This is a genomic window from Streptomyces rimosus, assembly GCF_008704655.1.
Taxonomy (GTDB): Bacteria; Actinomycetota; Actinomycetes; order Streptomycetales; family Streptomycetaceae; genus Streptomyces; species Streptomyces rimosus.
In genome coordinates this window covers 2,441,127-2,455,709 of the sequence record NZ_CP023688.1, presented here as the reverse complement: position 1 = coordinate 2,455,709, position 14,583 = coordinate 2,441,127, and the positions used below count along the sequence as shown (strand labels likewise).

Annotated in this window: 13 protein-coding genes and 1 riboswitch; of the genes, 10 read left to right on the top strand and 3 right to left on the bottom strand. The window is 73.7% G+C overall.

Translation table 11 applies throughout. The features are described 5' to 3' along the window. The first annotated feature begins 133 nt into the window (after positions 1 to 133). The 5 genes from CP984_RS09890 (at position 134) to CP984_RS09875 (ending at position 4,985) form a co-directional block, all read left to right on the top strand. Positions 134 to 1,471 carry a M16 family metallopeptidase gene (locus CP984_RS09890; RefSeq protein ID WP_003981830.1) on the top strand — a complete coding sequence of 446 codons (1,338 nt, stop codon included), beginning with the start codon at positions 134 to 136 and terminating at the stop codon, positions 1,469 to 1,471. 20 nt (positions 1,472 to 1,491) lie between these two features. Further along, a complete protein-coding gene (locus CP984_RS09885; protein ID WP_032920740.1) occupies positions 1,492 to 2,859 on the top strand; it encodes a M16 family metallopeptidase in 1,368 nt (455 codons plus the stop codon). 62 nt (positions 2,860 to 2,921) lie between these two features. After that, positions 2,922 to 3,059, top strand: a complete 138-nt coding sequence (locus CP984_RS43000) for a hypothetical protein (RefSeq protein ID WP_157849118.1) — start codon at positions 2,922 to 2,924, stop codon at positions 3,057 to 3,059. A 44-nt stretch (positions 3,060 to 3,103) separates the two neighbouring features. Next, a riboswitch (cyclic di-AMP (ydaO/yuaA leader) is annotated at positions 3,104 to 3,258 on the top strand. Between the two features lie 13 nt (positions 3,259 to 3,271). Beyond that, complete coding sequence (locus tag CP984_RS09880; RefSeq protein WP_003981828.1) at positions 3,272 to 4,069, top strand: M23 family metallopeptidase; 798 nt, start codon at positions 3,272 to 3,274, stop codon at positions 4,067 to 4,069. Positions 4,070 to 4,292: 223 nt separating this feature from the next. Beyond that, complete coding sequence (locus CP984_RS09875; protein ID WP_003981827.1) at positions 4,293 to 4,985, top strand: GntR family transcriptional regulator; 693 nt, start codon at positions 4,293 to 4,295, stop codon at positions 4,983 to 4,985. A 327-nt stretch (positions 4,986 to 5,312) separates the two neighbouring features. Here the strand turns inward: CP984_RS09875 and CP984_RS09870 are convergent, their stop codons facing one another. Beyond that, the gene (locus tag CP984_RS09870; protein ID WP_003981826.1) at positions 5,313 to 5,594 is read right to left on the bottom strand and encodes an HPr family phosphocarrier protein; all 282 of its coding nucleotides are present in this window, start codon (positions 5,592 to 5,594) and stop codon (positions 5,313 to 5,315) included. A 247-nt stretch (positions 5,595 to 5,841) separates the two neighbouring features. Here CP984_RS09870 and CP984_RS09865 point away from each other — a divergent pair, with 247 nt between their 5' ends. From CP984_RS09865 to CP984_RS09850, 4 genes are all read left to right on the top strand, one after another. Then, positions 5,842 to 8,688, top strand: a complete 2,847-nt coding sequence (locus tag CP984_RS09865) for a bifunctional acetate--CoA ligase family protein/GNAT family N-acetyltransferase (protein ID WP_003981825.1) — start codon at positions 5,842 to 5,844, stop codon at positions 8,686 to 8,688. A 102-nt stretch (positions 8,689 to 8,790) separates the two neighbouring features. Further along, a complete protein-coding gene (locus tag CP984_RS09860) occupies positions 8,791 to 9,378 on the top strand; it encodes a DUF5998 family protein (protein WP_003981824.1) in 588 nt (195 codons plus the stop codon). Beyond that, positions 9,378 to 10,577 (top strand): alkaline phosphatase family protein, encoded by a 1,200-nt coding sequence (locus CP984_RS09855; RefSeq protein ID WP_003981823.1) that lies wholly within the window; start codon positions 9,378 to 9,380, stop codon positions 10,575 to 10,577. The genes CP984_RS09860 and CP984_RS09855 overlap by 1 nt, the downstream gene beginning before the upstream one ends. A 104-nt stretch (positions 10,578 to 10,681) precedes the next feature. Then, complete coding sequence (locus CP984_RS09850; protein WP_003981822.1) at positions 10,682 to 11,335, top strand: thymidine kinase; 654 nt, start codon at positions 10,682 to 10,684, stop codon at positions 11,333 to 11,335. A gap of 45 nt (positions 11,336 to 11,380) precedes the next feature. Here CP984_RS09850 and CP984_RS09845 read toward each other — a convergent pair whose 3' ends face one another. Next, positions 11,381 to 12,157, bottom strand: a complete 777-nt coding sequence (locus CP984_RS09845) for a VOC family protein (protein WP_030185034.1) — start codon at positions 12,155 to 12,157, stop codon at positions 11,381 to 11,383. A gap of 261 nt (positions 12,158 to 12,418) precedes the next feature. Between CP984_RS09845 and CP984_RS09840 the strand changes: the two genes are divergently transcribed. After that, entirely contained in the window at positions 12,419 to 13,255 is an 837-nt protein-coding gene (locus tag CP984_RS09840; protein ID WP_003981820.1) for a sulfurtransferase, read from the top strand. A 49-nt stretch (positions 13,256 to 13,304) separates the two neighbouring features. On the opposite strand, the gene sepH is transcribed toward CP984_RS09840, so the two are convergent. After that, a complete protein-coding gene (gene sepH / locus CP984_RS09835; protein ID WP_003981819.1) occupies positions 13,305 to 14,366 on the bottom strand; it encodes a septation protein SepH in 1,062 nt (353 codons plus the stop codon). Positions 14,367 to 14,583 lie beyond the last annotated feature (217 nt).

Below are 14,583 nucleotides of genomic sequence, written 5' to 3'. Positions count from 1 at the left end.
CGGGCCGCCGGACGGGTCGGCGGCGAAGTCCGCTCGTACGAGGCAGCCCGGACGGGAACTTCGCCATAGCCCGACGCGCTTGCATACAGTGACAGAACTTCCTCGCAAGCGGATCGAAGGGACGTACATGCCCATGGGTCACACGGCCACAGAACAAGCCGGCTCCGGCGGCCTGACAGCGACCGAGCACCGGCTGGCCAACGGCCTGCGCGTGGTGCTCTCCGAAGATCATTTGACCCCGGTCGCCGCGGTCTGCCTCTGGTACGACGTCGGCTCCCGCCACGAGGTCAAGGGCCGCACCGGTCTGGCCCACCTCTTCGAGCACCTGATGTTCCAGGGATCCGCCCAGGTCACCGGCAACGGCCACTTCGAACTGGTCCAGGGCGCCGGCGGCTCCCTGAACGGCACGACCAGCTTCGAGCGCACCAACTACTTCGAGACCATGCCCGCCCACCAGCTGGAGCTCGCGCTGTGGCTGGAGGCCGACCGCATGGGCTCCCTGCTGACGGCGCTGGACGAGGAGTCCCTGGAGAACCAGCGCGACGTCGTCAAGAACGAGCGCCGCCAGCGCTACGACAACGTCCCCTACGGCACGGCCTTCGAGAAGCTGACGGCCATGGCGTACCCGGAGGGCCACCCGTACCACCACACGCCCATCGGTTCGATGGCCGACCTGGACGCCGCCTCCCTGGAGGACGCGCGGGCCTTCTTCCGTACGTACTACGCGCCCAACAACGCGGTCCTCTCGGTCGTCGGCGACATCGACCCCGAGCAGACCCTCGCCTGGGTGGAGAAGTACTTCGGCTCCATCCCCGGCCACGAGGGCAAGCAGCCGCCCCGCGACGGCTCCCTCCCGGACGTCATCGGCGAGGAGCTGCGCGAGGTCGTCGAGGAGGACGTCCCCTCCCGCGCCCTGATGGCCGCCTACCGCCTCCCACAGGACGGCACCCGCGAGGCCGACGCCGCCGATCTGGCGCTGACGGTGCTCGGCGGCGGCGAGTCCTCGCGCCTGTACAACCGGCTGGTGCGCCGCGACCGTACGGCCGTGGCCGCGGGCTTCGGCCTGCTGCGGCTGGCCGGCGCCCCCTCGCTCGGCTGGCTGGACGTGAAGACCTCCGGCGGCGTCGAGGTGCCGGAGATCGAGAGCGCCGTGGACGAGGAGCTGGCCCGCTTCGCCGAGGAGGGCCCGAGCCCCGAGGAGATGGAGCGCGCGCAGGCCCAGTTGGAGCGGGAGTGGCTGGACCGGCTCGCCACGGCCGCCGGGCGCGCCGACGAACTGTGCCGTTACGCGGTCCTGTTCGGCGACCCGCAGCTCGCCCTGACCGCCGTACGGCGCGTCCTGGACATCACCCCGCAGGAGGTGCAGGAGGTCGCCAAGGCCCGGCTGCGCCCCGACAACCGCGCGGTGCTCGTGTACGAGCCGACCGAGCCGACCGCCGCCGAGGACAACGACGAGGAGGCGGCCCAGTGAGCGACGCCGTCAGCAGCACGATGACCTTCCATCCGCAGCCGGCCGGCGGCGAGCCCAAGCCGTGGGCGTTCCCCGCCCCCGAGCGGGCGCAGCTGCCCAACGGCCTGACGGTCCTGCGCAGCCACCGCCCCGGCCAGCAGGTCGTCGCCGTCGAGATCGACATCGTCGCGCCCCTGGAGGCCGAGCCCGAGGGCCTGGACGGCGTCGCCACGATCATGGCGCGGGCCCTGTCCGAGGGCACCGACAAGCACGACGCCGAGCAGTTCGCCGCCGAGCTGGAGCGCTGCGGCGCCACCCTGGACTCGCACGCCGACCACCCCGGCGTCCGTGTCTCCCTGGAGGTCCCGGCCTCCCGGCTGGACAAGGCGCTCGGCCTGCTCGCCGACGCCCTGCGCGCCCCGGCCTTCCCGGACAGCGAGGTCGAGCGCCTGGTGCGCAACCGCCTCGACGAGATCCCGCACGAGCTGGCCAACCCGGCCCGGCGCGCCGCGATGGCCCTGTCCAAGGAGCTGTTCCCGGCCGACTCGCGGATGTCCCGGCCGCGCCAGGGCACCGAGGAGACCGTCTCCCGTATCGACGCGGCGGCCGTCCGCGCCTTCTACGAGGCCCACGTCCGCCCCGCCACGGCCACCGCCGTCATCGTCGGCGACTTCACAGGCGTCGACGTGGACGCGGCCCTGGCGGAGAGCCTCGGCACGTGGACGGGTTCGCCCGCCGAGCCGGTCAAGGCCAGCCCGATCTCGGCCGACGACACCGGCCGCGTGGTGATCGTCGACCGCCCCGGCGCCGTACAGACCCAGCTGCTCATCGGCCGCATCGGCCCGGACCGGCACGACCGCGTCTGGCCCGCGCAGGTCCTCGGAACGTACTGCCTCGGCGGCACCCTCACCTCCCGCCTGGACCGGGTGCTGCGCGAGGAGAAGGGCTACACCTACGGGGTGCGCGCCTTCGGCCAGGTGCTGCGCTCCTCGGCCGACGGCGACGGCGCCGCGATGCTCGCCATCAGCGGCTCGGTGGACACCGCCTCCACCGGTCCGGCGCTGGAGGACCTGTGGAAGGTGCTGCGCACCCTCGCGGCGGAGGGCCTGACGGACGAGGAGCGGGACGTGGCCGTCCAGAACCTGGTCGGTGTCGCGCCCCTGAAGTACGAGACCGCCGCGGCGGTCGCCGGCACCCTCGCCGACCAGGTCGAGCAGCAGCTCCCGGACGACTACCAGGCGCAGCTGTACGTCCGGCTGGCGCGGACCGGCACGGTCGAGGCGACCGCCGCGGCCGTCAACGCCTTCCCGGTGGACCGGCTGGTGACCGTCCTGGTGGGCGACGCGGCCGAGATCGAGGAGCCCGTCAAGGCGCTCGGCATCGGCGAGGTGACGGTGGTCAAGGGCTGACGGCCCGTCACGGGCGTCGCCCGGCCCCGGCGGGTCATGACCCGCCGGGGTGACGCGATGTCATGAAGCGGATCCAGTGGTGCGCCCGTGCCACTGGATCTTCTTTATGTCCCAATTGCGGGGGGTGGTTGCGTGATGACCGTGTGGCGTACGGCACAAAATCGGGGTTCTGTTTGCCGTTCGAAAGTGGCCCCGTTTAGCGTCGATCCGGCTGTCCGCGGGATCACCGCCGCAACCGCGGCACGGACAGTCATCGCCGAGTCCCCGTACGGCGCGAGCCAGGGGAGCCGGGGACCCACGTCCCCTGGGGTGAATCGGGCGCCTTCCCGGAGGGGCCCGTAGGAGACCTTCCTGCTCCGAACCCGTCAGCTAACCCGGTAGGCGAGAGGGAAGGAAAGGACACAGCCACCCCATGGCGTTCACCCGTGGCACCGGGAAGCACCGTGGTCCGAGCCGCAGCGCTCGGGCGACCCGCAATCTGGCCGGCATAGCCACGCTCGCCGCCTCCGGCGTCGTCGCCACCGTCGCCTCCCCGGCACTGGCGGCGGGCAACCCGGACGAGGCGAACACCCACGACACCGGCTTCCACCAGGCCGTCGTCCTCGGTGACGAGCTCGCCGAGCAGATCGAGGCGCAGGCCGACGCGCAGCAGGAGGCCGCCGACGCGGCCGCCGCGCAGGCCAAGGCCGAGGCGGAGGCGCGCCAGCAGGCCGCGGAGGCCAAGCGCAAGGCCGAGGCCGAGGCCAAGAAGCAGCGGGAGGCCGAGGAGCGCGCCGCCCGCGAGGCCGAGCGCAAGCGCCTGCTGACGTACGTCGCCCCCGTCGACGGCTCCTACGTCTCCACCAGCTACAAGGCGTCCAGCGGCCTGTGGTCCTCCGGCAGCCACACCGGCATCGACTTCCACGCCGACTCCGGGACCACCGTCCACGCCGTGGGCTCCGGCACCGTCGTCGAGGCCGGCTGGGGCGGCGCGTACGGGAACAACGTCGTCATCAAGATGAACGACGGCACCTACACCCAGTACGGCCACCTGTCGTCCATCAGCGTCTCGGTCGGCCAGACCGTCACGCCGGGCCAGCAGATCGCCCTGTCGGGCAACACCGGCAACACCACCGGGCCGCACCTGCACTTCGAGGCCCGCACCTCGGCCGAGTATGGCTCCGACATGGACCCGGTCGCCTACCTGCGCTCGCACGGCGTCAACGTCTGACGTACACCCGTCCCCACCCGGTGCCCCGGCCCTCGCGGCCGGGGCACCGGCGTTTGCGGAACCGCGGCCCGTCGGTGCCGGGTTTTCCGGCTGGCCAAAAAATATCCATGAATGCGCCGTGGCCGTCGGAAATCCCGTCCCCGTCGAATAGAGTCACGACGAATGCCGCCGCCCGGCGGCAATAGGCGGACGTTTCCCGGGAATGACGGCGGAGGCACGGACGATGCGAGGCCATATTTCCGCGCACGCGGTGTGCACGGCGATCCGGGACGACATCGTATCCGGCGTCCTCCCGCCGGGCAGCCGGCTGATCGAGGAACTGCTGGCCGGCCGGTACGGCGTCTCCCGCGTCCCCGTGCGCGAGGCGCTGCGCACGCTGGAGTCCGAGGGTTTCGTCACCATCCGGCACCACGCGGGCGCCTGCGTGGCCGCGCTCACGGAGCGCGAGGCGGCCGACCTCCTGGACATCCGCGGCCTGCTGGAGCCGCTGGGCGCGGCCCGCGCCGCCGCCCGCCGCACCGCCGCGCACCTGAAGGTGCTGCGCGGCATCGTCCGGCTGGGCCGGGAGCGCGCCCGGCACGGCCAGCGCGCCGAGCTGCGCCAACTGGACGGCTGGTTCCACGAGACGCTCGCCCAGGCGTCCGGCAGCGCGAGCCTGGCGGCGCTCCTCACCCAGCTCCGGCGCAAGATCGAGTGGATGTACGCGGTCGAGCCCCCGGCCCGCGAGGAGCGCTCCTGGGAGGAGTACGGCGCGGTGCTGGACGCGGTGGGCCGGGGCGACGCGGAGCGGGCGCGCGCCCTGATGGCGGCGCATGTCGAGCGGTCGCGCGGGGCGTACACGCTGCGGGCCGACGTGCCGGGCCCGGCCGTGAGGAACCCGAAACAGCCCGTCAACACGGTGAGCGAACGGAATTAACACATCCGCCGTATACAAGAGCGGGACACGGATTCTTCGGCAGGGCAGCAGTAACGCGGGTGGGGAGCGCTCGGGAAATCGTGCGCCCCGGAAATCGCGAGCTGCGGTGAATTGCCGTACGTAATTCTTTGGCCGGGCCTGCCCGATTCCGGCGCGCGGCAGTCGATAAGGCCGCACGCCGTATCGAGGTAAAACCCCACCCGGTATCGCGGTACGGCCCTCAGGGCCGTATCGAACGCGCGAGAAGGCAAAAGCAACGGCCCCGCCCGGCGCCGGTCCACCCGGTCACCGCGGCGGGGCCGCGCGCACCTCGATCCGCGAAGCGGTTCAGACGGTCTCCGGGAGCTCCTCGAGGCCCTCGGCGACCAGCTTGGCGAGACGGTCGAGCGCGGCGTCGGCGCCCTCGGCGTCGGAGGCCAGCACGATCTCCTCGCCGCCCTGGGCGCCCAGGCCCAGCACGGCCAGCATGGAGGCCGCGTTGACCGGGTTGCCGTCGGCCTTGGCGATCGTCACCGGAACCCCGGAGGCGGTGGCAGCACGAACGAAGATCGAGGCGGGGCGGGCGTGCAGACCCTCGGCCCAACCGACATTGACGCGGCGCTCAGCCATGGTGTTGCCCTTCAAGTCGTCGAAGTTGTCTAGACCAGTGTCTCATGATGCCGGGAGTGCTCCGGCAGGCCGTGGCGGGGTGCGCCACCGGCCGTCGGCACGGTACCGGCCGGCCACGGATGTACGGCCGGAACGTCCGCCATCCGGAACCGCCTGCCGCGTCCCGGCCCGCCCGGACCCCCGCGCCGGACCCCCGCGGCGGCGCGCGCCGAGCCGGTTGTCGGTGGCGGGTCGTACGCTGTGCCCCATGCACAGCACGTCGGACAGCGCCAGCGTCTACCCGGCCCACTGGGAAGCCGATGTCGTGCTGCGCGACGGCGGCACCGCCCGTATCCGCCCCATCGCCCCCGACGACGCCGAGCGCCTGGTCTCCTTCTACGAACAGGTCTCGGACGAGTCGAAGTACTACCGCTTCTTCGCGCCCTACCCGCGCCTGTCCGACCGCGACGTGCACCGCTTCACCCACCACGACTACGTGGACCGGGTCGGCCTGGCCGCCACCGTCGGCGGCGAGTTCATCGCCACCGTCCGCTACGACCGCATCGACGAGCGTGGCCGCCCCGCCAAGGAGCCCGGCGACGACCAGGCCGAGGTCGCCTTCCTGGTGCAGGACGCCCACCAGGGCCGCGGCGTGGCCTCCGCGCTCCTGGAGCACATCGCCGCGGTCGCCCGCGAGCGCGGCATCCGCCGGTTCGCCGCCGAGGTGCTGCCCGCCAACACCAAAATGATCAAGGTTTTCACGGACGCCGGGTACACCCAGCAGCGCACCTTCGAAGACGGTGTGGTGCGCCTGGAGTTCGACCTGGAGCCCACCGAGCAGTCCATGGCCGTCATGCGCGGCCGCGAGCAGCGCGCCGAGGCCCGCTCCGTACAGCGCCTCCTCGCGCCCGGCTCGGTCGCCGTCGTCGGCACCGGCCGCGCCCCCGGCGGCGTCGGCCGCTCCGTCCTGCGCAACCTCCGCGACTCCGGCTTCACGGGCCGGGTCTACGCGGTCAACCACGCCTTCCCCGAGGGCGGCACCCGCCTCGACCCCGAGGGCGTGCCCGGCCACCGCTCGGTGGCCGAGATCCCCGAGCCCGTCGATCTCGCGGTGCTCGCGGTGCCCGCCGCCCAGGTCCCCGGCGTGGTCCGGGACTGCGGCGAGCACGGCGTGCGCGGCCTGGTGATCCTCTCCTCCGGGTACGCCGAGTCCGGGCCCGAGGGCCGCGAGCGGCAGCGCGCCCTGCTGCGCCAGGCCCGCTCGTACGGCATGCGCCTGATCGGCCCGAACGCCTTCGGCCTGATCAACACCGCCCCCGAGGTCCGGCTGAACGCCTCGCTCGCCCCGCAGATGCCCGGCGCCGGGCGCATCGGCCTGTTCACCCAGTCCGGCGCCATCGGCATCGCCCTCCTCAGCGGCCTGCACCGGCGCGGCCCCGGCGACGGCTCGATCGCCGGCATCTCCACCTTCCTGTCCGCCGGCAACCGCGCCGACCTCTCCGGCAACGACCTGCTCCAGTACTGGTACGACGACCCGGCCACCGACGTCGCGATCCTCTACCTGGAGTCGATCGGCGACCCCCGCAAGTTCATGCGCCTGGCCCGCCGGACCTCCGCCGTCAAGCCCGTCGTCGTCGCCAAGGGCGCCCGCCACACCGGCACCGCCCCGCTCGGCCACACCGTCCCCACGGTCCGCATCCCCGACAGCACGGTCTCCGCCCTGATGCGCCAGGCCGGCGTGATCCGCGTGGACACCGTCACGGAGATGGCCGACGCCGGGCTGCTGCTGGCCTCCCAGCCGCTGCCGGGCGGCCCCCGCGTCGCCATCCTCGGCAACTCCGAAGCGCTCGCCCTGCTGACGTACGACGCCTGCCTCACCGAAGGTCTGCGCCCGCTGCGCCCCCACGTCCTCGCCCCCGCGGCCACCCCGGCGGACTTCTGCACGGCCCTGTCCGCCGCCCTGGCCAACGGCCTCTGCGACGCCGTCGTCGTCACGGCCATCCCCTGGGTGGGGGAGGAAGGCGTCGCCTCCCCGGGCGAGGGCGCCGACCTCGCCGCCGCGCTCCGCGAGGCCACCGCGTCGGCGGTGCCCGCCAAGCCGGTCACCGTCGTCCACCTGGCCATGGACGCCCTCGCCGACGCGCTCGCCGCCCCGCCACCGGCCGCCGCCCCGACGGCCCCCGCGGAAGCCCAGCAGCCCCCGTCCGGCACGCCCGACGGCCCCCCGCCCGCCCCGCTCATACCGGTCTATCCGGCCGCCGAGCGCGCCGTCCGCTCGCTCGCCCAGGCCGTGCGGTACGCCAAGTGGCGCCGGGACTCTGCCGACCCGGGCCGCGTCCCGGAGTACGAGGACATCGAGGAGACCGCCGCGGGCGAAGACATCGACCGGCTCCTCGACGAGCTCGCGCGGCACGCCGACATCACCCGCTCCGTCCCGCTCCCCGCCGACGACGCCCACGCCCTCCTGGCCCGCTACGGCATCCACGTACGCCCCGCCCACCCGGCCCCCGACCCCGACACCGCCGTACGCGCCGCCGCCCGCCTGGGCTACCCCGTCGCCCTGAAGACCACCGCACCCCATCTGCGCCACCGCCCCGACCTCGGCGGCGTCCGCCTCGACCTGCCCGGCGAGGCCGAGCTGCGCCGCGCCTACGCGGAGCTGACCGACTTCCTCGGCAAACCGGCGGAGCTGCGCCCGGTCGTCCAGTCGATGGTGCCGCGCGGCGTCGACACGGTCATCCGCGCCGCCATCGACCCGGCCGCCGGCGCCGTCCTCTCCTTCGGCCTGGCCGGCGCCCCCTCGCAGCTCCTCGGCGACACCGCGCACCGCCTCATCCCGGCCACCGACCGCGACGTCGCCGAGCAGATACGCTCCATCCGCACCGCGCCCCTGCTGTTCGGCTGGCGTGGCAGCCAGCCGGTGGACACCGCGGCGCTGGAGGACCTGCTGCTGCGGGTCTCCCGGCTGGTCGACGACCACCCCGAGGTCGTCGGCGTCGACCTGGAGCCGGTCGTCGTCGCACCCCACGGCCTCGCCGTCCTGGACGCCACGGTCCGCCTGGCCCGCCCGCCGGCCACCACCGACCTGGGCCCCCGCCGCATGCCCGCCTACTGACCACCGCGGCCCGGACCCGCGGCCGGTTCCCGAACACCGGGCCGGGCCCCGGACACCGGCGCTCGGACCCGCCCCGGCCGGTACGCCCCGTAAGATGGCCGCATGGCTAAGACCGGTACGACGACCCAAGGGCTGCGCGCGGCGATCGAGCGCAGCGGCTATTACCCGGCCCTGGTGGCCGAGGCGGTGCAGGCCGCGGTCGGCGGCGAGCCGGTGGTGTCGTACTTGGTCCACCAGGAGACGACCTTCGACGCCAACGAGGTCCGCCGCCACGTCACGGTCCTGGTCCTGACGGGCACCCGCTTCATCGTCAGCCACACCGACGAGCAGTCCGCCGACGACACCTCTCCCTCGCCGTACGCCACCACCTCGACCGAGTCGGTCAAGCTGGGCCGGATCTCGTCCGTCGTGCTCAGCCGGGTGGTCGCCAACCCCGAGTCGTACACCCCGGGCCGGCTGCCCCGCGAGGTCGTGCTGACCATCGGCTGGGGCGCCGTCGCCCGTCTGGACCTGGAGCCCGCCACCTGCGGCGACCCCAACTGCGAGGCGGACCACGGCTACACCGGCTCCTCGACCGCCGACGACCTGTCGCTGCGGGTCAGCGAGGCGGGCGACGGCCCGGACACCGTCCGGCAGACCCTCGCGTTCGCCCAGGCCCTGTCCGAGGCCACCGCGGCCACCACCCGCTGATGGCACACGCCGTCCCCGCCTGGCCGGAACCCGAACCCCTCGACCTGGCCGGCGCGCCGGTGCCCGCGTACGGCACCGGCTCGCTCGCCGATCTGCTGCCCGCCGTCACCGCCGGTCAGGGCCTCGCCCTGCCCGGCACCGGGCAGCCGGGCATGGACCTGGACCCCGCCGACCGCGTCTGCGTCTTCCTCGTCGACGGCCTCGGCTGGCAGCTGCTGCGCGACCATCCGGACGAGGCACCGTTCCTGACGTCCCTTCTGGACAGCTCGTTCAACCGCACCGGCCGCCCGATCACCGCGGGCTTCCCGGCCACCACCGCCGCCTCGCTGGCCTCGGTCGGCACGGGTCAGCCGCCGGGCGCCCACGGGCTGGTGGGCTACACCTGCCTGAACCCGGACACCGGCGAGCTGATGAACCAGCTGCGCTGGTACCCGTGGACCGACCCGTACGCCTGGCAGCCGTACCCGACCGTCTTCCAGCAGGCGCACGCCGCGGGCATCCACACCTGCCAGGTCTCCTCGCCGAACTTCGAGCGCACTCCGCTCACCGAGATCGCGCTCAGCGGCGGCACGTTCCACGGCCGGCTGGCCGGCGAGGAGCGCATGGACCTGGCGGCCGAGCAGCTCGCCGCCGGCGGCCGCTCGCTGGTCTACACCTATTACGCCGAGGTGGACGGCGCCGGGCACCGCTACGGCGTCGACTCCGACGCCTGGCGCGGCCAGCTGATGTACGTCGACCGCCTCGCCCAGCGCCTCGCCGAGCAACTGCCGCCGCGCTCCGCCCTGTACATCACCGCCGACCACGGCATGATCGACATCCCGTTCGGCCCGGAGTCCCGTATCGACTTCGACGAGGACTGGGAACTGCGTGCCGGAGTGCGCCTGCTGGGCGGCGAGGGGCGGGCGCGGCATCTGTACGCCCATCCCGGCGCGGCCGGTGACGTGCTCGCGGTATGGCGCGAAGTGGTCGGGGAACACATGTGGGTGGCGGGCCGTGACGAGGCCATCGCCGCCGGGTGGTTCGGCCCCCGGGTCGACGACCGGGTCCGGGCCCGCATCGGTGACGTCGTCGCCGCCGCGCACGCCGACATGGTGATCGTGGCGAGCCGGACCGAGCCGCGCGAGTCCGCGATGGTCGGCATGCACGGCTCGATGACCCCCGCCGAACAACTCGTCCCGCTCCTCGAAGTCCGCACCTGACCCCACGGGCCCCGCGCCCCGCCCCGACCCCGCCGCACGGCGGGCGCGCCGCCGCGTGCCCGCCCGCCCCACTCGATACGAGCCCGAAAGGCCCGCGTTCTCCCATGCCCGAGCTGGTGTTCTTCTCCGGAACGATGGACTGCGGAAAGAGCACCCTCGCTCTGCAGATCGAGCACAACCGCTCGGCCCGCGGCCTGCAAGGGATGATCTACGCACGGGACGACCGGGCCGGCCGCGGCAAGCTCTCCTCCCGCCTCGGCCTGGTCACCGAGGCCGTCGAGGTCACCGACGACACCGACTTCTACGCCCACATCGTCGGCACGCTCAGCTCCGGCGGCCGGGTCGACTACGTCATCGCCGACGAGGCGCAATTTCTCGCCCCGGACCAGATCGACCAGCTCGCGCGCGTCGTGGACGACCTGGAGCTGGACGTCTTCGCCTTCGGTATCAGCACCGACTTCCGCAGCAAGCTCTTCCCCGGCTCGCAGCGCCTGGTGGAACTGGCCGACCGGATAGAGGTGCTCCAGGTCGAGGCCCTGTGCTGGTGCGGCGCGCGCGCCACGCACAACGCCCGTACCCTCGACGGCCAGATGGTCGTGGAGGGCGCGCAGGTCGTCATCGGCGACGTGCACAGCGCCCCCGCCGAGGTCGGCTACGAGGTGCTGTGCCGCCGTCATCACCGGCGCCGCCAGACCGCCGCCTCGGCCCATGCGGCGGCGCTCTCCCCGGACGTCCTTCCGGTGGACACGGTCAAGTAGCGCGGCGGGTACGGGGCGCGCCGAGGCCGCCCCGTACCCGGCCGCTCACTCGTTCTGCTGGAGCAGGGCGAACTCCGCCCCCTCCGGGTCGGCCACCATCGCCACCCGCCCGTACGGGGTGTCCCTGGCCGCCCGGACCTCCTGGCCGCCCAGCTCCACCACCCGCCGTACCGCGGCATCGGTGTCCGCGGTGGCGAAATACGTCACCCAGTGCGGCCCCGGCTCGCGCGGCAGGGCGTCGCCCGCGCCGTGGACGCCCGCCACCGGCCGGCCCTTCAGATGCAGCGTCAGGTAGTCGTCACCGGCCGCGGGCTCCAGGTGGGTCTCGTAGCCGAACACCGACCGGTAGAAGGCGGCGACGTCCGTGCCGCGGGTCACCAGCTCGTTCCACACCGGCGTGCCGGGCACCCCGACCAGCGCCGCGCCCACCATCTCCTTGCCCTGCCACAGCCCGAAGACGGCGCCCTGCGGGTCGGAGGCGATCGCCATCCGTCCGGCCTCGTCGTCCGCGTCCAGCGGCCCGACCGCGACCGTGCCGCCGCAGCCGCGGATCTGCTCAGCCGCCGCGTCCGCGTCGTCACTCGCGAGATACGTGGTCCAGGCGACGCGAAGCTGACGTTCGGGTGCCAGTTCCCCGATCCCGGCCACCTCCCGCCCCTGCAGATACGCCCGGACGTACGGACCGAAGTGCTGCGGTCCCGGTTTGAACTCCCAGCCGAACAGCGCGCCGTAGAACTGCTCGGTCGCGGCCAGGTCGTGCACCATGAGACTCACCCAGCAAGGCGCGCCGGGCGTCCGCCGAGTCGTTGCCTCGGTCGTCATCGTCACTCTCTCCTCGGACCATCGGGGTGGTGGCCGTGCGGGGACCGGGCGCGAGTGCGCCGTCCCGTGCAGATGCTCGCACCCCTCATCCGGTGCGTGCCCCGGCCGCGCCGTCTTCGGCGCGTTCCCGTGGGAACATGCCCGATTTGATGTTTCGCATCCGTTTCGGTGACGTTGCCGTTCGGGGACGCGCTGTTCCGGCGGCGCCGGGCCCGGAGACCGCCTTCAGGGCGGGCCCGCCCTTGCGCGAGGATGACCCCCATGAATCCCCTTATCACCGCAGCCGAGCTGGCGGAGGAGCTGGCGTCCGGGACGCCGCCGGTCCTGCTTGACGTCCGCTACCGGCTCGGCGGCCCGCCCGGCCGTCCCGAGTACGAGGCCGGGCACGTACCCGGCGCGGTCTACGTGGACATGGACGCCGAACTCGCCGGGCCCGCGGGCCCGGCCGGCCGTCACCCGCTCCCAGACCTCGACGCCTTCGCCGAGACCATGCGCCGCGCCGGGGTCCGCGCGGACCGTCCGGTCGTCGTCTACGACGGCGCCCAAGGGTGGTCGGCGGCCCGCGCCTGGTGGATGCTGCGCTACACCGGGCACGCCTCGGTACGCGTCCTGGACGGCGGCTTGGCCGCCTGGACCGCGTCCGGCGGCGCGCTGAGCACCGACGTACCGTCCCCGGAGGTCGGCGACTTCGCCGCGGCGCCCGGCGCGCTGCCACTGCTGACGGCGGACGAGGCGGCGGCCCTGGCCCGGCGGGGCGTCCTCCTGGACGCGCGGGCCGGTGAGCGCTACCGCGGCGAGGTGGAGCCCATCGACCGCGTCGCCGGGCACATCCCCGGCGCGCTGTCCGCGCCGACGACCGAGAACCTCACCGCCGACGGTACGTTCCTGCCGCCCGCCGAGCTGGCCGGCCGTTTCTCGGCCCTCGGGGCCACCCCGGACACCGAGGTCGGGGTCTACTGCGGTTCGGGCGTCTCCGCCGCGCAGGAGGTACTGGCGCTGGCCGTGGCGGGGGTGCCGGCGGCGCTGTACGTGGGCTCCTGGAGCGAGTGGTCGGCGGACCCGACCCGCCCGGTGGCCACCGGGGCCCAGCCGGGCTGACGCCTGGGGAAGGCTTTCCGGCCGGGCTTCGCCGCCCGGCCGGAGGGTCTCATTCCGGTTTCTTGCGCCGCGTCCCGAAGACGATCTCGTCCCAGCTCGGCACGGCGGCCCGGCGCCCCGGCCGGACGCCGTCGGCCTCGGCCTGGCGGTCGGTGGTGCCCGTCAGACGGTCGCGGTGACCGGCCACCGCCCGCGGCATGAGCACATCGGCGTAGGCCGAGCCCGCGCCCGCGCTCGCCGCCGGAGCGGCCGGCTCCTCCAGCTCCTCCTCCTCGGCCGCCTCCTCCTGCTGCGGCACCTTCGGGGCCTCCGGCACGACCATGTCGCCCCGGAAGCTGGGCACCGCCTCCAGGAGGCTGGTGAGCGAGTCGCGCTCGCCCGAACCGTCCGCCGCCCGCACCTGCTCGTCGTCCTCGCCGCCCGTACGGTCGCGATCGCGGTCGCGGTCCTGGGACTGGCGGTCCAGGGCGCGATCCAGCGGACGGTCGCGCGGCAGCCGCGCGATGCGCGGCACGAAGGGGAAGCTGGGCTCCGGGGTGTCGTCGGTCTCGCCGATCAGCGCCCGCGCCTCGTCGTCGACGGCCTGGACGAGCCGCCGGGGCGGGTCGTAGGTCCAGCTCGCCGAGTGCGGCTCGGTCGCGACCCGGTAGACCAGCAGCACTTCCCAGGTGCCGTCGTCGCGCCGCCAGGAGTCCCACTGTACGGAGTCCTTGTCGGCGCCGCGCAGCAGCAGCCGCTCCGCGACGGCCTCACCGAGCTGCGGGCCGGTGTTCTCCCCGGGGCGGCGTACGGGTGTCTTACGGGCGCGCTCGGCCATGAACGCGCGCTCGGCGAGCACCGGGCCCTCGAACCGGCGTACCCGGTCGACCGGGATGCCGGCGAGCTGGGCGACCTCCTCGGCGGACGCACCGGCCCTTATACGGGCCTGGATGTCCCGTGGGCGCAGGTGGCTCTCGACCTCGATCTCGATCTGGCCGAGCCGCGCGCGGTCGTTGCGGACCGCGGCGCGCAGCCGTTCGTCGATCGGAAGCGTGTACTCGGTGCTGTCCGCAGCTTTGAGCACCAGCCGTGTGCCGTCGTTGGAGACGGCCACGACACGCAGTTCGGGCATGGGGACCTCCCGGGTGGTGCCTGCCGACGTCACGTGCGTCGCTGCTTCCGCTAGTCGAGTGTGGCCTGCCCGGGTGCAGCCTGCCACAACATTGCCGAGTTACCCGGCGTGTCGAGGCTTGGCCCAGAAACGCCGTTATGACACGGTTACCTGTTCGCAACGCTCAGTGACCATGTCCTGTTCCTGCTCCCAGTCACCCGTGCCCGGTGGCGGCACC